The sequence below is a fragment of the Devosia sp. A16 genome, from assembly GCF_001402915.1.
GTDB lineage: Bacteria > Pseudomonadota > Alphaproteobacteria > Rhizobiales > Devosiaceae > Devosia_A.
The window spans coordinates 308,585-329,795 of sequence record NZ_CP012945.1; the positions used below are offsets into that span (position 1 = coordinate 308,585).

Annotated in this window: 27 protein-coding genes; 17 read left to right on the top strand and 10 right to left on the bottom strand. The window is 65.8% G+C overall.

Going from position 1 to position 21,211, the window contains the following annotated elements; translation table 11 throughout:
* The first annotated feature begins 24 nt into the window (after positions 1 to 24).
* Together APS40_RS01475 and APS40_RS01480 are read left to right on the top strand one after the other, a co-directional pair.
* Positions 25 to 480 (top strand): MarR family winged helix-turn-helix transcriptional regulator, encoded by a 456-nt coding sequence (locus tag APS40_RS01475; protein ID WP_055045372.1) that lies wholly within the window; start codon positions 25 to 27, stop codon positions 478 to 480.
* Between the two features lie 588 nt (positions 481 to 1,068).
* Positions 1,069 to 2,145, top strand: coding sequence for a 3-deoxy-7-phosphoheptulonate synthase (locus APS40_RS01480; protein WP_055045373.1), 1,077 nt, complete (start codon positions 1,069 to 1,071; stop codon positions 2,143 to 2,145).
* 60 nt (positions 2,146 to 2,205) lie between these two features.
* Here the strand turns inward: APS40_RS01480 and APS40_RS01485 are convergent, their stop codons facing one another.
* On the bottom strand, positions 2,206 to 2,418 hold the full coding sequence (locus APS40_RS01485; RefSeq protein WP_055045374.1) for a hypothetical protein: 213 nt from the start codon (positions 2,416 to 2,418) through the stop codon (positions 2,206 to 2,208).
* A 153-nt stretch (positions 2,419 to 2,571) separates the two neighbouring features.
* Here APS40_RS01485 and pgsA point away from each other — a divergent pair, with 153 nt between their 5' ends.
* Genes pgsA through APS40_RS01510 form a run of 5 tightly spaced genes read left to right on the top strand, consistent with a single transcriptional unit; the run spans position 2,572 to position 4,772 of the window.
* A complete protein-coding gene (pgsA, locus tag APS40_RS01490) occupies positions 2,572 to 3,120 on the top strand; it encodes a CDP-diacylglycerol--glycerol-3-phosphate 3-phosphatidyltransferase (protein ID WP_082434658.1) in 549 nt (182 codons plus the stop codon).
* Positions 3,117 to 3,368: a MoaD/ThiS family protein gene (locus APS40_RS01495; protein WP_055045376.1), complete on the top strand. Its 252-nt coding sequence runs from the start codon at positions 3,117 to 3,119 to the stop codon at positions 3,366 to 3,368. Before pgsA ends, APS40_RS01495 begins: the two co-directional genes overlap by 4 nt.
* Before the next feature lie 3 nt (positions 3,369 to 3,371).
* The gene (locus APS40_RS01500; RefSeq protein ID WP_055045377.1) at positions 3,372 to 3,824 is read left to right on the top strand and encodes a molybdenum cofactor biosynthesis protein MoaE; all 453 of its coding nucleotides are present in this window, start codon (positions 3,372 to 3,374) and stop codon (positions 3,822 to 3,824) included.
* A complete protein-coding gene (locus APS40_RS01505; protein ID WP_055045378.1) occupies positions 3,821 to 4,270 on the top strand; it encodes a VOC family protein in 450 nt (149 codons plus the stop codon). The genes APS40_RS01500 and APS40_RS01505 overlap by 4 nt, the downstream gene beginning before the upstream one ends.
* Positions 4,271 to 4,286: 16 nt before the next feature.
* Positions 4,287 to 4,772: a nucleoside deaminase gene (locus tag APS40_RS01510; RefSeq protein WP_055045379.1), complete on the top strand. Its 486-nt coding sequence runs from the start codon at positions 4,287 to 4,289 to the stop codon at positions 4,770 to 4,772.
* 216 nt (positions 4,773 to 4,988) lie between these two features.
* On the opposite strand, the gene APS40_RS01515 is transcribed toward APS40_RS01510, so the two are convergent.
* Positions 4,989 to 5,894 carry a LysR substrate-binding domain-containing protein gene (locus APS40_RS01515; protein ID WP_055045380.1) on the bottom strand — a complete coding sequence of 302 codons (906 nt, stop codon included), beginning with the start codon at positions 5,892 to 5,894 and terminating at the stop codon, positions 4,989 to 4,991.
* A gap of 95 nt (positions 5,895 to 5,989) precedes the next feature.
* Between APS40_RS01515 and APS40_RS01520 the strand changes: the two genes are divergently transcribed.
* A complete protein-coding gene (locus APS40_RS01520) occupies positions 5,990 to 7,159 on the top strand; it encodes an MFS transporter (protein ID WP_055045381.1) in 1,170 nt (389 codons plus the stop codon).
* Positions 7,160 to 7,170: 11 nt separating this feature from the next.
* Positions 7,171 to 8,205 (top strand): aldo/keto reductase, encoded by a 1,035-nt coding sequence (locus tag APS40_RS01525; RefSeq protein ID WP_055045382.1) that lies wholly within the window; start codon positions 7,171 to 7,173, stop codon positions 8,203 to 8,205.
* 266 nt (positions 8,206 to 8,471) lie between these two features.
* On the opposite strand, the gene APS40_RS01530 is transcribed toward APS40_RS01525, so the two are convergent.
* Positions 8,472 to 9,362: a branched-chain amino acid aminotransferase gene (locus tag APS40_RS01530; RefSeq protein ID WP_055045383.1), complete on the bottom strand. Its 891-nt coding sequence runs from the start codon at positions 9,360 to 9,362 to the stop codon at positions 8,472 to 8,474.
* A 203-nt stretch (positions 9,363 to 9,565) separates the two neighbouring features.
* On the opposite strand from APS40_RS01530, the gene APS40_RS01535 reads away from it, so the two are divergent.
* Complete coding sequence (locus APS40_RS01535) at positions 9,566 to 10,018, top strand: MarR family transcriptional regulator (RefSeq protein ID WP_055045384.1); 453 nt, start codon at positions 9,566 to 9,568, stop codon at positions 10,016 to 10,018.
* Positions 10,019 to 10,109: 91 nt separating this feature from the next.
* Here the strand turns inward: APS40_RS01535 and APS40_RS01540 are convergent, their stop codons facing one another.
* The 6 genes from APS40_RS01540 to APS40_RS01565 all read right to left on the bottom strand — a co-directional run bounded on the left by APS40_RS01540 (position 10,110) and on the right by APS40_RS01565 (position 14,116).
* The gene (locus APS40_RS01540; RefSeq protein ID WP_156342781.1) at positions 10,110 to 10,451 is read right to left on the bottom strand and encodes a tRNA-binding protein; all 342 of its coding nucleotides are present in this window, start codon (positions 10,449 to 10,451) and stop codon (positions 10,110 to 10,112) included.
* Positions 10,448 to 11,263, bottom strand: a complete 816-nt coding sequence (gene proC, locus APS40_RS01545; RefSeq protein ID WP_082434124.1) for a pyrroline-5-carboxylate reductase — start codon at positions 11,261 to 11,263, stop codon at positions 10,448 to 10,450. Before proC ends, APS40_RS01540 begins: the two co-directional genes overlap by 4 nt.
* Entirely contained in the window at positions 11,260 to 11,763 is a 504-nt protein-coding gene (locus tag APS40_RS01550) for a YbjN domain-containing protein (protein WP_055045386.1), read from the bottom strand. The genes proC and APS40_RS01550 overlap by 4 nt, the downstream gene beginning before the upstream one ends.
* Positions 11,764 to 12,347: 584 nt before the next feature.
* On the bottom strand, positions 12,348 to 13,070 hold the full coding sequence (locus APS40_RS01555) for a metallophosphoesterase family protein (RefSeq protein WP_055045387.1): 723 nt from the start codon (positions 13,068 to 13,070) through the stop codon (positions 12,348 to 12,350).
* Positions 13,071 to 13,166: 96 nt separating this feature from the next.
* Positions 13,167 to 13,880 (bottom strand): metallophosphoesterase family protein, encoded by a 714-nt coding sequence (locus tag APS40_RS01560; RefSeq protein WP_055045388.1) that lies wholly within the window; start codon positions 13,878 to 13,880, stop codon positions 13,167 to 13,169.
* Positions 13,877 to 14,116: an accessory factor UbiK family protein gene (locus APS40_RS01565; protein ID WP_055045389.1), complete on the bottom strand. Its 240-nt coding sequence runs from the start codon at positions 14,114 to 14,116 to the stop codon at positions 13,877 to 13,879. Before APS40_RS01565 ends, APS40_RS01560 begins: the two co-directional genes overlap by 4 nt.
* Before the next feature lie 183 nt (positions 14,117 to 14,299).
* Here APS40_RS01565 and lgt point away from each other — a divergent pair, with 183 nt between their 5' ends.
* From lgt to pgeF, 3 genes are read left to right on the top strand one after another with little or no spacing between them, the layout of a single operon-like run.
* Positions 14,300 to 15,112: a prolipoprotein diacylglyceryl transferase gene (gene lgt, locus APS40_RS01570; protein ID WP_055045390.1), complete on the top strand. Its 813-nt coding sequence runs from the start codon at positions 14,300 to 14,302 to the stop codon at positions 15,110 to 15,112.
* Positions 15,105 to 16,184, top strand: a complete 1,080-nt coding sequence (locus APS40_RS01575) for a class I SAM-dependent methyltransferase (RefSeq protein ID WP_236884179.1) — start codon at positions 15,105 to 15,107, stop codon at positions 16,182 to 16,184. Before lgt ends, APS40_RS01575 begins: the two co-directional genes overlap by 8 nt.
* A complete protein-coding gene (gene pgeF, locus APS40_RS01580; protein ID WP_442855835.1) occupies positions 16,181 to 16,957 on the top strand; it encodes a peptidoglycan editing factor PgeF in 777 nt (258 codons plus the stop codon). The genes APS40_RS01575 and pgeF overlap by 4 nt, the downstream gene beginning before the upstream one ends.
* A gap of 43 nt (positions 16,958 to 17,000) precedes the next feature.
* Here the strand turns inward: pgeF and APS40_RS01585 are convergent, their stop codons facing one another.
* Positions 17,001 to 18,182: an IS481 family transposase gene (locus APS40_RS01585; protein WP_055049510.1), complete on the bottom strand. Its 1,182-nt coding sequence runs from the start codon at positions 18,180 to 18,182 to the stop codon at positions 17,001 to 17,003.
* Positions 18,183 to 18,517: 335 nt separating this feature from the next.
* Between APS40_RS01585 and APS40_RS01590 the strand changes: the two genes are divergently transcribed.
* From APS40_RS01590 to APS40_RS01605, 4 genes are all read left to right on the top strand, one after another.
* Positions 18,518 to 19,450, top strand: coding sequence for a ribose-phosphate pyrophosphokinase (locus APS40_RS01590; RefSeq protein WP_055045392.1), 933 nt, complete (start codon positions 18,518 to 18,520; stop codon positions 19,448 to 19,450).
* A gap of 355 nt (positions 19,451 to 19,805) precedes the next feature.
* The gene (locus APS40_RS01595) at positions 19,806 to 20,213 is read left to right on the top strand and encodes a YciI family protein (protein WP_055049511.1); all 408 of its coding nucleotides are present in this window, start codon (positions 19,806 to 19,808) and stop codon (positions 20,211 to 20,213) included.
* A 133-nt stretch (positions 20,214 to 20,346) separates the two neighbouring features.
* On the top strand, positions 20,347 to 20,736 hold the full coding sequence (locus APS40_RS01600; protein ID WP_055045393.1) for a VOC family protein: 390 nt from the start codon (positions 20,347 to 20,349) through the stop codon (positions 20,734 to 20,736).
* A 23-nt stretch (positions 20,737 to 20,759) separates the two neighbouring features.
* Positions 20,760 to 21,209: an iron chaperone gene (locus APS40_RS01605; protein WP_055045394.1), complete on the top strand. Its 450-nt coding sequence runs from the start codon at positions 20,760 to 20,762 to the stop codon at positions 21,207 to 21,209.
* The last annotated feature ends 2 nt before the right edge of the window (positions 21,210 to 21,211 follow it).

Sequence of the window (21,211 nt, forward strand, 5' to 3'; positions counted from 1 at the left end):
TTCGTATAATTAGGATACTAACTAATGGCAACTAGCGATCCTGCACACCTGATGCGCGATCTGACGCGGGACCTGCTCCTCACCGGCCGGCTGTGGCGGAAGATGGCGCGGGCCGTGGCCGCCAAGCACGGCGTGTCGGAAGCCGCCTCGGCGCCGCTCATCTGGATCGACCGGCTGGGCGAGAACGTGCGCCAGAACACGCTCGCCGACGCCATCGGCATCGAAGGCGCCTCGCTGGTGCGCCTTATCGACGAACTGCAGGCCTCAGGCCTCGTCACCCGCGAGCCCGATCCCACCGACCGCCGCGCCAATGTCGTGTCGCTCACCGTGCGCGGCCGCGAGGTCGTTGCCGAGGTGAACGAAGACGTGATGGCGCTCCGCCGCCAGGTGTTCGCCGGGCTCGATCCCCATGACTTCGAGGCCGCCCTGCGCGTCTTCGCCGCCATCAAGACGGCAGCCGCGAGGGATGGCGAGGAGTAGTTCGCTGACGCGTATTTCGCTGGAGCGGAGCTCGCGCACTCCGCTTGCCTCCCCCGTCAAAGGGGAGATGGTCATTGACCGTTCGGCTGGATCAAGCAAGGGCCACCGGCCGGACGCCCTGCCCGTGACGGGGAGGGATGGGGTGGGGTGCGCGGCAAACTCGATGTAGATTGAGGTCTCGGGCGGGCTAGACGTGCCGAGCTCGCTGCACACCCCCTCCGAGCTGCGCTAGGTCGCAGACGCTCCCAAGCTTCGCGTGCCCCCCCGTCAAGGGGGAGGTGGCGCCGGTGCTCATAGCAAAACGGCGCCAAGGATACCGGAGGGCATCCTCCCGTCATCGGTCGACGCTCCAAAGAGTATTCGACGAACGGATGAAGCAAGCCCCGTGACAAGTCGGCAAAGCTCGGCTACAAACCCGCCCATGAACCTTCGCGCCGCCTATTCGTATTGGTATTTTACCACCGGAAGCCGCTGGCAGCCGAAGGGGCGCGTTTGACGTAAAACACCAAACCGAAAATACCCAAAAAGCCGCCAGATCACCTGGCGGCTTTTTTGTCGCCGGTGCCTAGAACAGAGGAACCGACGAAAATGCTGAAATCCACCGACGACCTGCGCATCAAACAGATCCGCGAACTCCGAACCCCCGAAGAGGTGATCCGCGAGTTCCCGCGCACTGATGCGGCGACCCGCACCGTGATCAGCTCGCGCCACGCGCTGCACAATATCCTGCATGGCAGCGACGATCGTCTTGCCGTCGTGGTCGGCCCCTGCTCCATCCACGATCCGAAGGCGGCGCTCGACTATGCCCGCCGCCTCGCCTCGGTCCGGGAGCGCCTTGCCGGCAGCCTCGAGATCGTCATGCGCGTCTATTTCGAGAAGCCCCGAACCACCGTCGGCTGGAAGGGCCTGATCAACGATCCCAACCTCGATGGCAGCTTCGACATCGACAACGGGCTGCGGCTCGCCCGTTCGCTGCTGCTCGAGATCAACAATCTCGGCCTGCCCGCCGGTTCCGAATTCCTCGACATGACCACGCCCCAGTATTTCGCCGACCTGGTGTCATGGGGCGCCATCGGCGCGCGCACCACCGAGAGCCAGGTGCATCGCGAGCTCGCCTCCGGGCTGAGCTGCCCGGTCGGCTTCAAGAACGGCACCGACGGCAATGTCCGCATCGCGCTGGACGCAGTGAAATCGGCGAGCCAGCCGCACCATTTCCTGGCCGTGACCAAATCCGGCCACTCCGCCATCGCGGCAACCACCGGCAATGACGATTGCCACATCATCCTGCGCGGTGGCAGCAAGGCGACCAACTACGACGCGCAGAGCGTCGATGCCGCCTGTAAGGAGGCAGAGAAGTCCGGCATCCGTCCGGCCGTGATGATCGACGCCAGCCACGCCAACTCGTCCAAGAAGCCCGAGAACCAGCCGCTGGTGCTGGCCGAAGTCGGCGCCCAGATCGCCGCCGGCGACATGCGGATCATCGGCGTGATGGCCGAATCCAACCTCGTGGCCGGTCGCCAGGATCTCATGCCGGGCAAGGAACTGGTCTACGGCCAGTCGATCACCGACGGCTGCATCGACTGGGACTCGACCGTCGAAGTGCTGGAAAAGCTAGCCGAGGCGGTGGAAGAGCGTCGGCGGGTAACCGGCCAACTGGTGGCCTGAAAAATAGACCCTGCAGCCAGCGTTCCGCCGTCGGGAGGGAGCTGGCTGCAGGGGTTCGCTTCAATCGAACCTGTTTGCCGCCGGCGGATCGCTGGCGGGGAACGACTCGTCGGCCGCCTCGTCTTCCGGGGTCCATTCCCGCTTCGGCTTCTGTCGCATGCCGTCGGGGCCGGCCGGCCGCACCTGGTGGTCCGCCTCGCTGGGCCCCGGCTTCTGCTTGTCGCGGAAGGCCGGCGCCGTCGGCCGCTCGCTTGGTTTGTGAAGTCCGCGCATGTCATCCTCCATGGGTGAGAGAGGGCAACCCGCAACGGGCAAGTGGGTTCCGTGCGACCGCACGCAACCAACGTTCAACCCTCTGCCCCACGCTGCCTTGACCGCGCCACGGCGATAGCGTCTTCTTCCGGCATGCAAATCCCGCCGCAATTGATGACACTTCCCAACCAGCTGACCATCGGCCGCATCCTGGCGATTCCGGTGATCTGCCTGTTCCTGGTATCCGACTGGGAATGGCTGCGCTGGATCGCGCTGCTGCTCTATATCGCGGCCGCCGTCACCGACTGGCTCGACGGTTTTCTCGCCCGGCGGATGAATCTCAACTCGGCGCTCGGCAAGATGCTCGATCCGATTGCCGACAAGCTGCTGGTCGGCGCGCTGCTCATCACCTTCGCCTGGACCCGCGACCTGAACGGCTGGGACCTGATCCCGGCCATCGCGATCATGCTGCGCGAGATCTTCGTTTCGGGCCTGCGCGAGTATCTGGGCAACCGCTCGATCAGCGTGCCGGTCACCTTCCTCGCCAAGTGGAAGACCACCGTGCAGCTCGTTGCGCTCGGGTTGATCATCGCCGCACCGATGCTGCTCGGCCTTGGTTTCATCAGCCATGTCTTCCTGTGGCTCGCCGGCGGCCTCACCGTCTGGACCGGCTGGGAGTATCTGCGCTCCACCTGGCCGCACCTGTCGGGACCTGAACTATGAAGATCCGCTATTTCGCCTGGCTGCGCGAACGCCTCAACCGCAGTGAGGAAGACGTGTCTCCTCCGCCCGAGGTGGTCACTGTCGGCGACCTGATTCAATGGCTGAGGGATCGCGACGAAGCCGCTGACCTGGCGATGCAAAAGCCCAATCTGATCAAGGCGGCGCTCGACACCGAAATCGTCCCGCACTCGACGCCCATCGGCGGTGCCAAGGTCATCGCCCTGTTCCCGCCGATGACCGGCGGCTGACCGATGTCGGTCCGCCTGCAGGAGGCATCCTTCGATCCCGGCGCCGAAACCAACGCCTTTCTCGCCGCGTCGGCCGGGGCCGGCGCCGCGGTGACCTTTACCGGTCTCGTCCGCTCGCGCCCCGACGATCCGGTCAGCACCCTGACGCTCGAAAGCTATCCCGAGCTCGCCGAAGCGCAGATCGGGAAGGCCATTGCCGAGGCGGTGGTGCGCTTCGGGCTCATCAAGGCATCGGTCATCCACCGCCATGGCCGGCTCGCCGTGGGCGAGCCGATCGTCCAGGTGATGACCTTGGCGCCGCACCGGCAGGCCGCCTTCGACGGCGCCTCCTTCCTGATGGATTATCTGAAGACCGACGCCCCCTTCTGGAAGAAGGAGTTGACCCCCGAGGGGGAACGCTGGGTCGAGGCCAAGCCTGAAGACGACGACGCCCGCGCCAGATGGAACAAGCGATGACGGATCTCCGCCCGCCCTTCTCGCTCGTGGGCATCGACCACGTCGTCTTCATCGTCGACGACCTGGCGAAGGCCACCAAATGGTACGCTGATGTGCTCGGCTGCCAGCCCGGCTACTCCTATCCGACGCTCGGCATGGAGCAGGTCTGGTGCGGCGCCGCGCTGATCGTCCTCTGGGACATCACCCATCCGGGCGCTGCCGCCGCCATCCCGCCGGTCAAGGGCGGCCGCAATGTCGACCACGTCTGCATCGCGCTGTCGCCCTTCGATGAAGGCGCGATGCGCGCCCATCTCGCGGCGCATGATGTGCGGATCGAGCGCGAAGCCCTGCATGGCGGGGCTCGCGGCATGGGCAACTCGTTCTATGTGCTCGATCCCTGGGGCAACAAGCTCGAGCTCAAGGGTCCCGCCGTCTATCCGGACGGGCGGGATTGGCCGAAGACCTGAATCGGAGGGACAGCCGATGAACGAGACTGACCACAAGCACCTGGTGCGCTGCGCCGAGCTCGCCGAGGCGGCTCTTGCGACCAACAACGACCCGTTCGGCTCGATCCTCGTCTCCGCCTCCGGTGAAGTGCTGTTCGAGGAGCACAACTGGGAATCGACCGGCGATGCGACGCGGCACCCCGAGATCGATATCGCCAGATGGGCCTCCGCCAACCTGAGCCCCGCCGACCGCGCCGCCGCCACCGTCTATACCTCGGGCGAACACTGCCCGATGTGCGCCGCCGCCCATGCCTGGGTCGGGCTGGGCCGCATCGTCTACGCCGCCTCGTCGGCGCAACTCACCGAGTGGCGCACCGCCATGGGCGATAGTCCCTCGCCGGTCAGCGCGCTGCCGATCAACGCCATCGCTCCGGGGTTGCCGGTCGATGGTCCGGATCCGGCGCTGGAGGAGCGGATGCATGAGCTGCATCGGCGTCGGCATGCGATGCGGTCGCAGGGGTAGGTCACCAGCGGCGCCACATCGCCCCCTCGCCCCTTTGGGGAGAGGGCGGCGAAGGAGGCCAACGGCCTCATTCGCGGGGTGAGGGGCGCCAAGCGCACCAACGTCAGACAAGCTATGGGGAGTTGCTCGGCCGGTGTGCTTGGCTACCCCTCACCCTGACCCTGTCCCCAGAGGGGAGAGGGGACGTGCGCTGCGATAGCGGCGAGCGTCACGCCCTCACCCTACCCGCCCCCGCTCCGCCAGAAAGTCCAGCAGCACCCGCACGCGCGCCGGCAGGTAGCCGCCCTGCCCGCTGAACACCGCGTGGAAATCTTCAAGGTCGCCGGGATTGTGCTGCTCCAGCACCGGCACCAGCCGCCCCGCGGCGAGGTCGTCGCGCACCGTGAAGGCGGCGAGCCGGGTGATGCCGACGCCGGCCACCGCCATCTGCCGCAGCGCCTCGCCGTCGCTGGCTTGCAGGTTTCCTGCCACCGGCACCGTCACCAGCTTGTTCCCCTCCTTGAGCGGCCAGCCCTCGACCGTCCGCCGGTAGCAGAAGTTGAGCCGGTTGTGCGCCTCGAGCTGGGTGGCGCTCGCCGGCGTACCATGCCGCGCCAGATAGCCCGGTGAGGCCACGATCACCATCCGCGTCGCTCCGAGTTTGCGTGCCATCAGACTCGAGTTCTTCAACGGCCCGGCCCGCACCGCCACATCGGTGCGCTCGGCATAGAGATCGACTATCGCGTCGGTCTGCACCACGTTGAGGCTGATGCCGGGGTAAAGCGCCAGGAACTCCGGCAGCAGCGGCGTCAGGATATGGGTGCCGTAGGAGGCGCTGGTGTTGAGCCGGATCCGCCCGGCCGGCTGTTCGGCGGCCCCGGCGCCGCGCTCCGCTTCTTCGAGGTCGGCCAGGATTCGCAAGCTCGACTCGTAGAACGCCGTCCCTTCCGGCGTCAGCTGCAGCGTGCGGGTCGAGCGGCTGAGCAGTCGCGTGCCAAGCCTGGTTTCCAGCCGCGCCATCAGCTTGCTCACCGCCGAGGGCGTCATCCGCAGCGTCCGCGCCGCCGCCGAGAAGCCGCCCATATCGACCACCCGCACGAACACGTCCATCTCGCCGAAGCGGTTCACCTCACTGCGCGACATGTGAACTCAACTCACAAAAGCTGTTCCCTGAGGCAGTCTAGTTCATCGTCCGCGCGAGGTCCATTTCTGCGCCCTGAACAGTTCTCAGGTGCATCATGCCACTCGCTCTCTATGCGCTCACTGCCGGTGCCTTCGGCATCGGCGTCACCGAATTCGTCATCATGGGCCTGCTGCTCGAGGTCGGCGCCGATCTCGGCGTCAGCGTCGCGACGGCGGGGCTGCTGATCTCCGGCTACGCTCTCGGGGTCGTGGTCGGCGCCCCGCTTCTCACCTCGCTCACTGCCCGCTGGCCGCGCAAGACCACCCTGCTGGTGCTGATGGCCATCTTCACCCTCGGCAACATCGCCTGCGCCATCGCGCCGAGCTACGGGATGCTGATGGCGGCGCGGGTGCTCACCTCGCTGGCCCATGGCACTTTCTTCGGCGTCGGCTCGGTGGTCGCCACCAGCCTCGTCGCCCCGGGTCGCCGCGCCTCGGCAATCGCGGTGATGTTCACCGGCCTCACCGTCGCCAATATCCTCGGCGTGCCCTTCGGCACCTGGCTCGGCCAGCTGACCTCGTGGCGCACCACCTTCTGGGCCGTCGCAGCCATCGGCATCGTCGCCATGCTGGTGATCGCCACTCTCGTTCCGAGGGACAAGGCCGCCCCGGAAGCGGACGACTGGCGCGCCGACCTCCGCGCCATGCTGCGCGGGCCGGTGCTGTTCGGGCTGCTGCTCACCGTGCTCGGCTTCGGCGGCGTATTCACCGTCTTCACCTACACTGCCCCTGTGCTCACCGAGGTCAGCGGCTTCCCGGAAGCCATGGTCTCGCCGATCCTGCTGGTGTTCGGCGGTGGACTCGTGGTCGGCAACCTCCTCGGCGGCAAGCTCGCCGACCGGAACCTGCTCTGGAGTGTCCTCGGCACGCTCGCCGCCCTAGGCCTTGTCATGCTGGCGATGAGCCTCGCCCTGTCCAACCCGGTCACCGCGGTGATCGCGGTTGGCCTCCTCGGGGCGGCAGGCTTTGCCACCGTGGCGCCGCTGCAGCTCTGGGTGCTGGAAAAGGCCGGCGGCGCCGGCACCAGCCTCGCGTCTTCGCTCAACATCGCCGCCTTCAACCTCGGCAACGCGCTGGGCGCCTGGCTCGGCGGCGGCGCCCTCGAGCAGGGGCTTGGGCTCACCGCCCTGCCGCTGGTCGGCGCCGTGCTGCCGCTCCTCGCCCTGGCCCTGCTGCTGCTGAGCCTGCTGCTCCGCCGCAGCGCGCCGCTCGCCACCTCCAACTGAAAGTCGACATCATGGACTATCGCACTCTTGGCGCCTCCGGCCTGAAGATCCCGGCGCTCAGTTTCGGCGCCGGTACCTTTGGCGGCTCCGGTCCGCTGTTCAGCCACTGGGGCACCTCCGACGATGCCGAAGCCCGCCGCCTCGTCGATATCTGCCTCGAAGCCGGCGTCACCCTGTTCGACACCGCCGACGTCTATTCCGACGGTGCCTCCGAACGGGTGCTCGGGGCGGCGTTGAAGGGCCGCCGGCACCAGGCGCTGATCTCCACCAAGACCGGCCTGCCGATGGGCGATGGCCCGGCCGAAGCGGGCACCTCACGAGCGAGATTGATTGGCGGCGTCGATGCCGCGCTCACCCGCCTCGGCACCGACTATATCGACCTGCTGCAGCTCCACGCCTTCGATGCCGCAACACCTGTCGCCGAGACGCTCGGCACGCTCGACGACCTCATCCGCGCCGGCAAGCTCCGCTATGTCGGCGTCTCCAACTTTGCCGGCTGGCAGCTGATGAAATCGCTCGACGTCAGCGAGCGGTACGGCTGGTCGCGCTACGTCGCCCACCAGGTCTATTACTCGCTGGTGGGCCGCGACTATGAGTGGGAGCTGATGCCGCTCGGCCTCGACCAGGGCGTCGGCGCCCTGGTCTGGAGCCCGCTCGGCTGGGGCCGGCTCACCGGCAAGCTGCGCCGCGACCAGCCGCTGCCGGCTGGCAGCCGGCTGCACAACACCGCCGAATTCGGCCCCCCGGTCGATGACGAAAAGCTCTATGCCATTGTCGATGTACTCGACGAGCTCGCCGCCGAGACGGGCCGGAGCATCCCGCAGCTCGCCCTCAACTGGCTGCTGCAGCGCCCCACCGTCTCCTCAGTGATCATCGGCGCCCGCAACGAACAGCAGTTGCGCCAGAACCTCGGCGCTATCGGCTGGTCGCTCGATGCCGCCCAGGTCGCCCGGCTCGACGCCGCCAGCGCGGTCACACCCTCGTATCCGCGCTTCCCGTATTATCGACAGGCGGGGTTCGCCCGGCTCGATCCACCGGCGGTGTGACGGATCTCAGCTCGCCGCATCGTGGCTTTCCCCTCATCCGGCGCTGCGCGCCACCTCCGGGCGAGGGCTACGCCCTCGTCCCGCGACCCCGACGGGGAGAAGAACAGAGCGCCGACTGTCGCAGTCGGGCATTCCTCTCCCCGTCGGGGAGAGGGTGGATCGCGCGCAGCGCGAGACGGGTGAGGGGTTGGAGGGCACCAAGCCAGAAACAAAAAAGGCCCGCTACACCAGCAGCGGGCCTTCCAATCTTCGATACGAACCGAACCTTACTCGGCCGCGACCTTCTTCGGGGTCACCGCTTCGGTGTAGGCGTTGATCAGCGTCGTGCAGGCCTTGGCCGGCTTGAACGCATACTCGCCGATCAGGCTCACCGGCGTCACTTCCGCCGCGGTGCCGGTGAGGAAGCATTCCTCGAAGCCGGCCAGCTCCTCCGGCTTGATGTGGCGCTCGACCACCTTGTAGCCGTTCTCGCGCGCCAGCTGGATCAGCGTCTGCCGGGTGATGCCGTTGAGGAAGCAGTCCGGGGTCGGGGTGTGGATCTCGTCGCCCTTGACGAAGAACACGTTGGCGCCGGTCGCCTCGGCGACGAGCCCGCGATAATCGAGCATCAGGGCATCGGCATAGCCATTGGCCATCGCCGCGTCCTTCGACAGCGTGCAGATCATGTAGAGGCCGGCGGCCTTGGCCGAGGACGGAATGGTCTCGGGGCTCGGGCGCTTCCAGCGGCTCCATTCGAGACGGATGCCCTTGAGCTTTTCCTCGACCGAGAAGTAGCTCGGCCAGACCCAGGCGGCGATGGCGAGGTGCACCTTGTTGTTGCGACCGGGAACCGACAGCTCCTCCGAGCCGCGCCAGGCGACCGGGCGGACATAGGCGTCGACGAGGCCGTTCTTTTCGAGCACCAGGCGCTTGGCCGCCTCGATCTCCTCGACCGAGTAGGGAATGGTGAAGTCCAGCGTCTTGCCGCTCTGGATCAGCCGCTCGGTGTGCTGGCGCGATTTGAATATCTCGCCGCCATAGGCGCGCTCGCCTTCGAACACCGAGCTGGCATAATGCAGCCCGTGCGTCAGCACGTGGATCTTGGCCTCCTTCCACGGAACCATCTGACCATCGAACCAGATCCAGCCATCGCGCTGGTCCATCGGCAAGCCTGCCATCTCAATCTCCCACTCGTCTGCTGCGGCCCTTGGGGTCCGCCGTGTTGTTGCCTGCGATCCTGCCCCACCGGCTTGCTATTGGCAAACCGGAACGGCTTTGGGATAAGGCAAAGAGCTGTGTTTTCGATGGGGTGATGATGGCATCGGGCAAAATAAATGTCAACAAGGCTGACATAAATTTGGCGCGAGCCGGCGAGCCCGCCATGCCGCTCGATGTCATGGGGCTGTTCTTCTTCGCGTACCGCGACTTCGTCGGCGATGCTGATGCACTGCTTGAACGCCAGGGGTTTGGCCGCGCCCATCACCGCGTGCTGTATTTCGTCAATCTGCGGCCCGGCATGCCGGTCGCCGACCTGCTCGATATCCTGAAAATCACCAAGCAGAGCCTCGCGCGCGTGCTGCGCCAGCTGGTCGACAACGGCTATGTCGAGCAGAAGACCGGGGAGACCGACCGCCGCCAGCGCCTGCTCTATGCCACCGAGAAAGGCCGCGCCCTGTTCGAAACGCTGTCGGCCACCCAGACCAGCCGCATCGAATCCGCCATCGCCGCCCTGCCCCCTGAAGGCAAGCGCACCGTGCTGAGGTTCTTCGTCGGCATGGTGGAGCCTGAGGATCGCGGGCTGCTGGACCGGCTAAGGCTGACTGAAGAGATATGAATCGCCGGCGTCTCAGTCGGGCCTTCTCCCCTTGTGGGAGAAGGCGATTACTGCCGCATCGCGCCGTTGGGCCCGCAGTACCAGCCTACCCCTACATCAGCTTCTTGCCATTGGGCACGTCACGTTCCACCGCCGCGAGCACGATCGCGCCATTGGCGTCCTCGTAGCCCAGCGTCAGCACCTCGCTGCGCACCGGACCGATCTGCCGCGGCGGGAAGTTGACCACTGCCATTACCTGCCGGCCGACCAGCGTTTCCGGCGTGTAGTGCACGGTGATCTGCGCCGAGCTTTTCTTGATCCCGAGCTCCGGGCCGAAATCGATCAGCAGAATATAGGCGGGCTTGCGCGCCTCGGGGAACACCCGGGCCTCGACGATGGTACCGACACGAATGTCGACCTGCTCGAACTGAGCGTAACTGATTTCGGCCATCAGGCCCGCCCGAGCTCTTCCGAGCGCTGCCGCGCCGCGCGCACCGCGCGATCGAGCAGCGGCTCGAGGCCATCGGGGGCCATCAGCACCTGCAGCGCCGCATAAGTGGTGCCCTTGGGCGAGGTGACGTTCTCGCGCAGCGTACCGGCCGGCGATGGATCGGCATCCATCAGCGCCGCGGCGCCGGTGACGGTCGCCCGTGCCAGCTGCATCGCCTGCTCGTCGTCAAAACCCTGGCGACGCGCCGCGGCGGCCAGCGCCTCGACCATGTAGAACACATAGGCCGGCCCGGAACCCGAGACCGCGGTCACCCCGTCGATCTTGGCTTCGTCGTCGAACCACATCACCTGGCCGGCGGCGCTGAGCAGCGCATTGGCGGTCTCGCGGTCCTCGTCGCTGATGGAAAGCCCCACCGCCCCGGTGATGCCACGGCCGACCTGTGCCGGCGTGTTGGGCATGGTGCGGATGACCCGTTCGGTCTGCAGCCCTTCGCTGAGCCCGACCAGCGAGATGCCCGCGGCGATGGACAGCACCAGCGTATAGCTGCCGACGATCGGCTGGATCTCGGCCATCACGTCGTAGATCACCTGCGGTTTGACCGCGAGCACCAGCACATGTGTCAACACGCCAATCGGGCTCGGCAGCAGGCGGATGCCGTGCTCGGCGGCGAACTGCGTCGCGAACTCCGAAGGCTGCGGATCGCACAGCACCAGCCGATCAGCCGGCAGGCCGCCCGCGATCCAGCCGCGCGCCAGCGCCAGGCCCATCTTGCCGGCCCCGACCAGAACGACGGGGCCGATGTCTGATAAATTCAAGCTTCGCCTACCGTTTCGAACATGACCTGGCTGAGCGCCTCGGAGGCGCCCTTTCCAGCCCATATCACGAACTGGAACGCCTGGTAGTAGAGATCGCAGCTGTCGGTAGCCGAGCGCAACAGCGCCTCGCATTGCTGCGGGCTGACTTCCGCCCCGCCGGTGAGCAGATGCGAATTGCGGAACAGCACCACGCCTTCGTGGTTCCACATGTCGAAATGGCCGATCCACAATTGTTCGTTGATCAGCGCAATCAGCTGCTTCACTTCGCTGCGGCGAGTGTCGGGCACCTTCAGGTCGAAGGCCGCCGCGATGTGCAGCGACTCCAGATCTTCCATCCAGTTGAAAGAAACGTGGTAGTCGGCCCAGTTCCCGCGCACCGAAATGGAGATCTCGTCGGCATCCTGCCGCTCGAAGTTCCAGTCATTGATCGAAGCAATATGCTCGATGATGTCGACCGGATGCACCGTGCGGTCCGGTTCCAGTTCCAGAAGGTGTGCCATTGGCTGAGCGTCCCATTGGGCGAAACGTTTGAAGGCCGGCCGGTTTCCCGGTCCTACGCGGTACTTGCAAAGAACTCGCACGCATCAAGCCTACGAATCGTCCCTATGGAGGAACGCTACACTGGCGCCCCGATTCCGGGGATTGTGCCGCCAGAGCCATCCAAGGCTTTCTTCTGTGGATGATCCGGCTCGAAGGGTTAACAGGGTCTTAACCGCCCGAGTCTGTCCCCACCCGATTTGCGCGATTTTGGCACATCGCCCTGGGGCCGACTCGGCATAGAATGCGCGGCGCCGCATGACGAAGCTGTCATGGAGCGCCATAGAGCAAGGCAGTACCCTCCCCCACTAGATGTCATGCCTGCCGAAGCAGGCAGTGCCTGTTCAGTTAGGCAGCAGTAGAGCGTGCCCCCCTCATCCGGCGCTACGCGCCACCATCTCCCCGTCGGGGAGAAGAATACCGAGAGCGCTGCGCTCCCCTCTTGTTCCTCTCCCCGACGGGGAGAGGGTGGATCGGCCGAAGGCCGAGACGGGTGAGGGGTAAGCCCGGGTGTCCGCCGTAGGCTCACGAGAAGCGCCACGGCCTCTCAAAACAACCCGATGGCGCTTGCCCAGCCGGTGCGGATCGCCTCGGCCCATTTGGGAAAGCCGTTGGCGATCACCTGCTGCGCCGCCGCCTCGAAATCATAGGGCACGGCGCGGATGCTGGCCGACCACCGCCCGCCATGCCGCTCAAGCACCGCGTAGCGCGCGTCCGGCGCGCCGTAGTTGAACTGCAGCCCCACGGAGCCGGGGTTGACCACCAGCCGCCCATCCCGCAGCCGCACGATGCGCGACACATGCGTGTGCCCGCAGAGCAGCACCGGGAAATCCAGCCCCTCGGCCTTCGCCGTCACCTCTGCCTCGCCGGGCATCGTCACCGTCCGCTCGGTCCACCAGCCATCGAGCCAGGGCTCTTCGTCGCTGGTCGGCGTGCCGTGGCAGAGGAACACCTCGCCTTCGATGTCGCGGGTGGCCGGCAGGCTCCTCAGATAGTCGAAATGCACCGGCCGCAAACGCTCGCTGACGAACCGGTCCACCGGCTGCTGCGAGGGCGGCAGGCCCTGGGCGATGTAGCGATCGTGGTTGCCGATGACGGTGGGATAGTTGCGCTCGATCAGCAGATCGGCGGTTCCGACCGGGTCCAGCGGGCCGGCGAACAGATCGCCCAGGTTGATGGTGGCATCGACGCCGACCATGGCGATGCTGGCCTCGACCGCCTCCAGCGCCAGCCGGTTGCCGTGCACATCGGAAATGACCGCGATTCTCATGGCAACACCGTTCCCAGCAAATGCGGCGGCGAAAAGTCGGTGGTTCTAGACACGCTTCGGGCTGGCCCATCCCCAGGTTAGCGCGTCCGCCCAACCTTACAGCCCTTTTGGGCTGGCCCAGCCCCAGGTTAGCGCGTCCGCCCAATGCGGGTAGCCCTGGTCGAGCGCCTGCTTTGCCGCGGCGGCGTGGTCATAGGCAACCGCGCGCAACTCCGTATTCCAGCCGGCACGGCGCTTCACGATGATGGCATAGCGCGCGTCGGGTGAACCGATCTCCATCGGCAAGCCGACGCTGCCCGGGTTCACCACCAGCCGCCCGTCGGCGAGCCTCAGGCTGCGCGGCACGTGAGTATGCCCACAGAGCAGCACTTCATGGTCGAAGCCCGCCGCCTCCGCTTCGATGTAGTCGCGCGGATGCATGGTCGGAATAGTGCCGACCAGGGTGTCCATGAACGAGGTGTTGTCGTCACGCGGCGTGCCGTGACAGAGGAACACATCCTGCTCCAGCAAGAGCGTTGCAGGCACCGAGGCCAGCCACTGGTGCTGGCGCTCGTCGAGCAGGCCGCGCACCAGCGCATCGATGTGCCAGTCCTTATCGCGACCATCCGTAATGTAGCGATCGTGGTTGCCGCGCACCGACGGTAAGCCGAGCTCGATGAAGCGATCGGCCACCCCCAGCGGGTCGCTCGGACCGCTCAGGAAATCGCCCAGCGCCACTGTCTGCTCGACGCCCTGTGCGGCAATGTCCTCGAGCACCGCATCCAGCGCTTCGAGGTTGCCGTGCACATCGGAAAGGACGGCGATCCTCACTTGGACTTGAGCGCCTCGACCTGCGCCTTGAGCTCCTTGAGCTCTGCGCTCTGCGCCTGCACCAGTTCGCGCAGCGCGTCGTAATCCTCGCGCTTGACCAGGTCCATGTCGGCCACCAGGCGCTCGAGCTGCGATTTCACCGCCGTCTCGATCTCGCGGCGCACTCCGTCGGCGACGCCCGCGGCATTGTTCATCAGCTTGCCCAGCTCGTCGAAAATCTTGCTGCCCTGGGTCATCGTCGGTCCTCGTCCTGTCGATATTGGCTTCGATATCTAGGCCGCTGGCCGCGCCTTGACCAGAGCTTGGCTAGGGCTAAAAGGTCTCAGCCTCGCGCTGGCCAGAGCGCGTTCGGGAAAAGTTGCAGACTTTTCCGGTTCGAACGCGCGACCACTGGAACCAGCGCCTTCAGGAGTGTCCGCGTGCCCTTCCCCAATATCGATCCCATCGCCTTCGCCGTCGGGCCGCTGGTCGTCCGCTGGTATGCGCTGGCCTATCTCATCGGCGTGCTGGGCGGCGCAGCCTACGCCACGACGTTGCTGCGCCGGCACGGCCTGTGGAAGGACAACCGCCCACCGTTCGAGCCCGGCGCGATCTGGGATTTCGCCTTCTGGGCGGTGGTCGGCATCATCCTCGGCGGCCGCATCGGTTACGTGCTGTTCTACAACCTGCCCTATTATGCCGCGAACCCCGGCGAGATCATCGCGTTGTGGGACGGTGGCATGAGCTTTCATGGCGGCCTTGTCGGCATCATGCTGGCCATGGCGCTGTTCGTCCGCTCGAAAGGCGGCAATATCCTCTCGGGCATGGACCTGCTCGGCGCCATTGGCACCATCGGGCTGTTCCTCGGCCGCGTCGCCAACTTCATCAATGCCGAACTCTACGGGGCGCCGACCACCCTGCCCTGGGCCGTGGTGTTCCCCACCGACCCCGAGCAGTTGCCGCGGCATCCGAGCCAGCTCTATGAAGCGCTGCTCGAAGGCGTGCTGCTGTTCATCGTCATCCGCATCGCCACCAACCATCTGGGTGCGCTGAAAAAGCCCGGCCTCGTTGCCGGCATTTTCGGTATCGGCTATGCGCTGAGCCGCATCTTCGTCGAGTTCTTCCGCCTGCCCGACGCCCAGCTCGGCTACCTCTACGGCGGCTGGCTCACCATGGGCATGGTGCTGAGCCTGCCCATCCTCGTCGCCGGCATCGGCCTCGTCGTCTACGCCATGAGGCCGGCCCGTGACTGAGACGCGTTCGCTGGGCGACATCATCGACATGCAGCTGCGCCAGACCGGCCCGATGTCGCTCGCCACCTATATGAGCCTGGCGCTGACCCATCCGCGTTCGGGCTACTACACCGGCACCGATCCGCTAGGCGCCAAGGGCGATTTCATCACCGCCCCCGAGATCAGCCAGATGTTCGGCGAGCTGGTCGGCTTCTTCATCGTGAACCTCTGGCAGCAGCTGGATCAGCCCAAGAGCTTCACCCTGCTCGAGCTTGGCCCCGGGCGCGGCACGCTGATGCAGGATGCGCTGCGCGTCGCCGCCAGGGCCGAGGGGTTTCTCGATGCCTGCCACTTGCAGCTGTTCGAGACCAACCCGGCGCTGAGAGCGCAGCAGGCTGAGCGGCTGGGCAAATACAACCCCTACTGGGCCAGCGAAGTCGACGCCGTCGCCGACGACCCGCTCTTCGTCGTCGCCAACGAGTTCTTCGATGCGCTGCCGATCCGCCAGTTCACGAGGATGGAGGACGGCTGGCACGAGCGCCAGGTGGGCTTGCGCGACGGCAAGCGCGCCTTCGGCCTCAACCCCACGCCGATCCCCGTTGCGGCAATGCCGATCGAACTGGCCTACGCCGAACCGGGCGAGATCTACGAGGTCAGCCTGGCTGCCGCCGAGATCATGGAAAAGCTCGGCCGCCGCATCGCCGCGCATCGGGGCGCGCTGCTTGCCATCGACTATGGCTATGCCACCACCCAGACCGGCGAGACGCTGCAGGCGGTGCGCAACCATGCCTTTGCCGATCCGCTCGACGCGCCTGGCGAGGTCGATCTCAGTGCGCATGTCGATTTTGGCGGGCTCGGCAAAGTTGCAGCCGAGGTCGGCCTCACCGTTGAAAATCTCTCGACCCAGCGCGATTTCCTCGGCGGGCTGGGCATCGTCGAGCGCGCCACGGCACTCGCCAAGGCCAATCCCGGCCAGGTTGACGCCATCGCCGCGGCGCTGAAGCGGCTCGTCGACAGCACCGAGATGGGCACCCTGTTCAAGGTCTTCTGCGCCCATTCGGGCAACATCGAGCCGATTGGGTTTCCGCAATGAGCATGCCTTTTGAAACGAGCCGCGCCCTCGAGCGCATCCCCGGAGTGCGTCACGGCTTTTTCGGCCGCCGCGGCGGCGTGTCGACCGGGGAGTTTTCCTCGCTCAATACCTCGCTGTCCTCGGGCGACAAGTTGAATCATGTCATCGAGAACCGCGCCCAGATCGCTGGCATCCTTGGCTTTTCCCTGAACCAGCTGGTGACGCTGAAGCAAGTGCACTCGGTCACCGTGCTGGAAGTTACCCGCCAGCCCGACCCCGACGACATCCCCGAGGCCGACGCCTTCGTCACCCGCGTGCATGGCCTGGCGCTCGGCATCCTCACTGCCGACTGCACGCCGATCCTGTTTGCCGATCCCGAAGCGCGGGTGATCGGCGCCGCGCATGCCGGCTGGAAGGGCGCCACCGGCGGCATCGCCGAGGCGACCGTCGCCGCCATGGTCGATCTGGGCGCCCGCCCCGATCGCATCATCGCAGCCATCGGCCCGACCATCTCCGGTCCCAACTACGAGGTCGGCCCGGAATTCGCCGCCGAGCTGATCCGCGACCACCGCGACGCCGAGAACCGCATCACCAGTCCCAATGGCGGTCGCGAGCATTTCGACCTTCCCGGCTTCGTCTTCGATCACCTGATCGCCGCCGGCGTCGGGCTGGTCGACGACCTCGGCATCTGCACCTATGCCGAGCCCAAGAAGTACTTTTCGCACCGTTACGCCACCCACAAGGGCACCACCACCGGCCGGCAGCTGAGCGTGATCGGGCTGGGCGGGTTGTAGAGGCTTTTGCTGGGCGGTAGCTCCCCTCCCCCCTTGCGGGTGTTCAGACCGGAGACAAGGTGGACGGGTGTTCGGGGACATGGTGGACAGGTTGAGCTGCGTTGTCTCGCATGTCGATCTGAGCAATGCGGTGACGCCGGTAGCAGATATCGAAGAGACCGTCGGTGTCTGTGGCACGCAGGGCGAGCGACCTTCCGGCGAAGGCGGTTGAGGTTTTGAGGATGCGTCCCTTGAAGCTGAAGCGGCCATTCTGGTCGAGCTTGCGGACGTGGTCCTGGGGCTCGTACTGGGGTGGTGTAATGACCTCGGGCATCGATCTGGAGCTCATTTCGTAGCGCGAGGCCGGGGTGTTGAGCCTGAGCGCCTCATGCGGCCGCTTGTTGTTGTAGATCGCGCGCCAGGCATCGAAGGCGGCCTGCGCCTCTGCGAGGCTCCTGAGGTGACGAGCGTCGAGCACTTCGGCCTTGAGGGTGCGGTGGAAGCGTTCGTCCTTCCCCTGGGTCTGGGGATGATAGGGTCGGCCGTGAACAAGCCCAAAGCCCAGATCCATCAGCCATACGCCCAGTCGCGTGTACTGGCCCTGGCCGGCTGTGCCCCAGGGCGGGCCGTTGTCGGCCAGCATACGCCAGGGCAGGCCATAGTGCTTGAACACTGCCGTCAGCCGGGCCTTGACCGTCGGGGCTGTCTCATCGGCGCACGCCTCCAGCTCGAGCGCATAGCGTGAGTGGTCGTCCAGGACCGTCAGCGGATGGCAGCGTCCTGCCTCCAGCTCGACCCAGCCCTTGAAGTCCATCTGCCATAGGTCATTGGGGGCGGCATGCTCGAAGCGCCTGAAGGACCGCGGTTCCCCCGCTCCAGGCCCATCCAGTTCCCCATGCCGGCGCAGGATCGCGGTGATCGTCGAGGCGGCCGGTACTGACGCCACCTCTTCGTTCTGCAGCACTCTGCGGATCTTGCGGCCACCCCACGCCCGGTGCTCGGTGCGCACCTGCAGCACCTTGCCCTCCAGCTCCGCAGTCGTACGCCGCGGACTGCTCAGGGGGCGTCGCGAGCGATCCTCCAGGCCGGCGCTGCCTGCTTCAGCGAAAATCGCCAGCCACTTGTACCCCGTCGTCGGACTGACACCGAACCGGCGGCACAACTCCCGCACGTTCGAGCCCGGCACACCTGCCAGACGACAGAACTCTTCGCGTTCCCTCTGCACTGAACGATCCGAAAATGGCATGCCGGCCTCCCCGCCCTTCATGCCAAATCCGTCCACCATGTCTCCGAACACCCGTCCACCATCTCCCCGGTCTATACAGAGGGGAGGGGCTGGGGGGTGGGGGTGGTGAGGGACCCTCGATGCTGACTGAACCACCCCCTCCCTCAATCCCTCCCCCTTAAGGGGGAGGGAGGCGACAGCTGGAAGTCGGTGCCGTGTGGCTGCGCCATCCACCCACACCCAATTTCCTTCATCACTCCGTCACAAGGCGCATTGCGCGCCGCCGCGCCCCAAGCTAAAGACCCGCCCATCAGGAGCCGGCAACTCCCGGACCGGCCCGATACCGGAGCGCGCTCGTGAAACTCGTCACCGGCAATTCCAACCGCGCGCTCGCCGAAGCCGTCGCGAGCTATCTCGAAGTCCCGCTGACCGACTGCACGGTCAAGCGCTTCAACGACAAAGAGATCTTCGTCGAGATCCACGAGAATGTCCGCGGCGAGGATGTGTTCATCCTGCAGTCGACCTCCTATCCGGCCAATGACAACCTGATGGAGCTGCTGATCCTGTCGGATGCGCTGCGCCGCTCCTCGGCCCGTCGCATCACCGCGGTGATTCCCTATTTCGGCTATGCCCGGCAGGATCGTAAATCCGCCTCGCGCACTCCGATCTCCGCCAAGCTGGTCGCCAACCTGATCACCGAGGCCGGCGTCAACCGCGTCATCACGCTCGACCTGCATGCTGCCCAGATCCAGGGCTTCTTCGATATCCCCACCGACAACCTCTATGGCGCGCCCGTCATGGTGCGCGACATCCAGGAGCACTACACCTCCGGCAATGTGATGATCGTTTCGCCCGATGTCGGCGGCGTGGCCCGGGCCCGCGCCACCGCGCAACGCATCGGTGCCGACCTCGCCATCGTCGACAAGCGCCGCCCCAAGGCCGGCGTCTCCGAAGTGATGAACATCATCGGCGACGTCGCCGGCCATGCGTGCATCCTGATCGACGACATCGTCGATTCCGGCGGCACACTGGTGAACGCCGCCGAAGCGCTGCTGAAAGCCGGCGCCACCGAGGTCTCGGCCTACATCACCCATGGCGTGCTGTCCGATGGCGCGGCCGAGCGCATCGCCAAGAGTAAGCTCAAGGAGCTGGTGATCACCGACTCGATCATCGCCACCGACGCCGCCAAGGCCGCCGAGAACATCCGCATCATCTCGATCGCTCCGCTGATGGGCGAAGCCATCGCTCGCACCGCCAGCGAACAGAGCGTCTCGAGCCTGCTGGACTGACGGCTGAATCCCGCCTCCCCACGCCCCCCTCTCTTGCGAAAACTAAGGACTTAGCTGCGCTAAGCCCAAGTTTTCGCTTTCTCCCCCGCCAAGGGGGAGAGTCCCGACTGATGCTCCGAATTAGGTGGAGGCCACCGATCATCTCCCCCCTTGCGGGGGAGAATGGAATTCCTTGGGCTTAGCTTCTTCGCTGAGCCTTAGAAATTCCAAGAGAGGGGATCCTGGAGGGCACAGCGCTTCCACACACCCCTTGGTTCTCTCGATTTCTGCCCTCCGTACGACCCGCCCTGTCGAAATCGCCACCCCTCGCCCGACATTGCCCTGAAGGGCTATGCTGCCCGACGAGGAGATACCGATGCGCTACATGCTGATGCTCTATGCCGACGAGAAGGCCGGCGCCCAGATCCCGCCCGATCAGATGCAGAAGGCGATGGAGACGCTCTCTGCCTACCAGCAGGCGCTGACCAAGGCCGGCGCTTTCGTCATGACCGCTCCCCTTGCCCGCACCGCCGACGCGAAGACCCTCCGCATGGAGGGCGGTGAGGCCAGCTACCGCGAAGATGGCAAGGGGGGCGCCGCGTTCGTCAACGATGCCGGCGAACTCAAGGTGCATGATGGACCCTATGCCGAGACCCGGGAGCAGTTTGGCGGCTTCTACATCATCGAGGCAGCCGACATGGACGAGGCGCTGGCCTGGGCGAAGAAGTGCCCAGCGGCGCAGTGGGGACCAGTGGAAGTGCGCGCGCTGATCCCGGGATTCTGAGGCCCGGCGTTTTTCTGAAGTTTTTTCGAGCCGGAGTCGAAACGGGCTGCTCACCCCCGTCATTGTAGCGTCCGGGCATGCTGTCCGGACCGTGGGCAAGGACCCGCGCAGTCCGAGGACGGAGTGAACTCCCATGCAGATCAAGCTCACCAGTATCTATGTCGACAGCCACGACAAGGCCCTGAAGTTCTATGTCGACGTGCTGGGTTTTCAGAAGCAGGCCGACTTCAGCAACAACGGCTACCGCTGGCTGACCGTCACCTCGCCCGAGGATCCCGACGGGCCCGAACTCCACCTCGAACTCAATGCCAACCCGGCGGCCAAGACCTACCAGGAGGCGATGTTCGCCCAGCGCCAGCCGGCGCTGCTGCTCCACACCAAGGACGTCAAAGCCGACTACGAGCGCATCAAGGCCGGGGGTGGCGAGTTCATCATGCCGCCGACCGACGTCACCGCCTCGGTCATCGCCCAACTGAACGATACCTGCGGCAATATCATTCAGCTCGTGCAGCTGAACTGGTAAGCGGACGAAAAGGAGAACCGAGAATGGCCACCACAAAAAAACCAGTGAAGCGCACCGATGCCGCTGCCGACAGTTTCACCGCCGAAGAAAAGGCGGCGATGAAGGAACGCGCCCGCGAACTGAAGCGCAATGCCAGCGCCGCCGAGGACGAGCAGGCCGTGCTCGACAAGATCGCCGCCATGCCGGATGCCGATCGCCGCCTCGCCGAGCGCATCCACGCTCTGGTCAAGGCCGCGGCGCCGGAGCTGACCAGCAAACTCTGGTACGGCATGCCCGCCTACTACAAGGACGGCAAGAGCATCTGCTTTTTCCAGGACGCGGCCAAGTTCAAGGCGCGTTACGCTACCTTCGGCTTCAACGAAGCTGCCAAGCTCGACGACGGCAACATGTGGCCGTCGAGCTTCGCCCTGCTCCGGCTGACCCCGGCCGATGAGCAGCGCATCACCGACCTCGTCAAGCAAGCCACCCGCTGAGG

Bases quoted from the DNA above. Each gene is read 5' to 3' on its own strand.
- APS40_RS01475 (WP_055045372.1), top strand. From the start codon at position 25: ATGGCAACTAGCGATCCTGCACACCTGATGCGCGATCTGACGCGGGAC.
- APS40_RS01480 (WP_055045373.1), top strand. From the start codon at position 1,069: ATGCTGAAATCCACCGACGACCTGCGCATCAAACAGATCCGCGAACTC.
- APS40_RS01485 (WP_055045374.1), bottom strand. From the start codon at position 2,418: ATGCGCGGACTTCACAAACCAAGCGAGCGGCCGACGGCGCCGGCCTTC.
- pgsA (WP_082434658.1), top strand. From the start codon at position 2,572: ATGACACTTCCCAACCAGCTGACCATCGGCCGCATCCTGGCGATTCCG.
- APS40_RS01495 (WP_055045376.1), top strand. From the start codon at position 3,117: ATGAAGATCCGCTATTTCGCCTGGCTGCGCGAACGCCTCAACCGCAGT.
- APS40_RS01500 (WP_055045377.1), top strand. From the start codon at position 3,372: ATGTCGGTCCGCCTGCAGGAGGCATCCTTCGATCCCGGCGCCGAAACC.
- APS40_RS01505 (WP_055045378.1), top strand. From the start codon at position 3,821: ATGACGGATCTCCGCCCGCCCTTCTCGCTCGTGGGCATCGACCACGTC.
- APS40_RS01510 (WP_055045379.1), top strand. From the start codon at position 4,287: ATGAACGAGACTGACCACAAGCACCTGGTGCGCTGCGCCGAGCTCGCC.
- APS40_RS01515 (WP_055045380.1), bottom strand. From the start codon at position 5,894: ATGTCGCGCAGTGAGGTGAACCGCTTCGGCGAGATGGACGTGTTCGTG.
- APS40_RS01520 (WP_055045381.1), top strand. From the start codon at position 5,990: ATGCCACTCGCTCTCTATGCGCTCACTGCCGGTGCCTTCGGCATCGGC.
- APS40_RS01525 (WP_055045382.1), top strand. From the start codon at position 7,171: ATGGACTATCGCACTCTTGGCGCCTCCGGCCTGAAGATCCCGGCGCTC.
- APS40_RS01530 (WP_055045383.1), bottom strand. From the start codon at position 9,362: ATGGCAGGCTTGCCGATGGACCAGCGCGATGGCTGGATCTGGTTCGAT.
- APS40_RS01535 (WP_055045384.1), top strand. From the start codon at position 9,566: ATGCCGCTCGATGTCATGGGGCTGTTCTTCTTCGCGTACCGCGACTTC.
- APS40_RS01550 (WP_055045386.1), bottom strand. From the start codon at position 11,763: ATGGCACACCTTCTGGAACTGGAACCGGACCGCACGGTGCATCCGGTC.
- APS40_RS01555 (WP_055045387.1), bottom strand. From the start codon at position 13,070: ATGAGAATCGCGGTCATTTCCGATGTGCACGGCAACCGGCTGGCGCTG.
- APS40_RS01565 (WP_055045389.1), bottom strand. From the start codon at position 14,116: ATGACCCAGGGCAGCAAGATTTTCGACGAGCTGGGCAAGCTGATGAAC.
- pgeF (WP_442855835.1), top strand. From the start codon at position 16,181: ATGAGCATGCCTTTTGAAACGAGCCGCGCCCTCGAGCGCATCCCCGGA.
- APS40_RS01585 (WP_055049510.1), bottom strand. From the start codon at position 18,182: ATGCCATTTTCGGATCGTTCAGTGCAGAGGGAACGCGAAGAGTTCTGT.
- APS40_RS01595 (WP_055049511.1), top strand. From the start codon at position 19,806: ATGCGCTACATGCTGATGCTCTATGCCGACGAGAAGGCCGGCGCCCAG.
- APS40_RS01600 (WP_055045393.1), top strand. From the start codon at position 20,347: ATGCAGATCAAGCTCACCAGTATCTATGTCGACAGCCACGACAAGGCC.
- APS40_RS01605 (WP_055045394.1), top strand. From the start codon at position 20,760: ATGGCCACCACAAAAAAACCAGTGAAGCGCACCGATGCCGCTGCCGAC.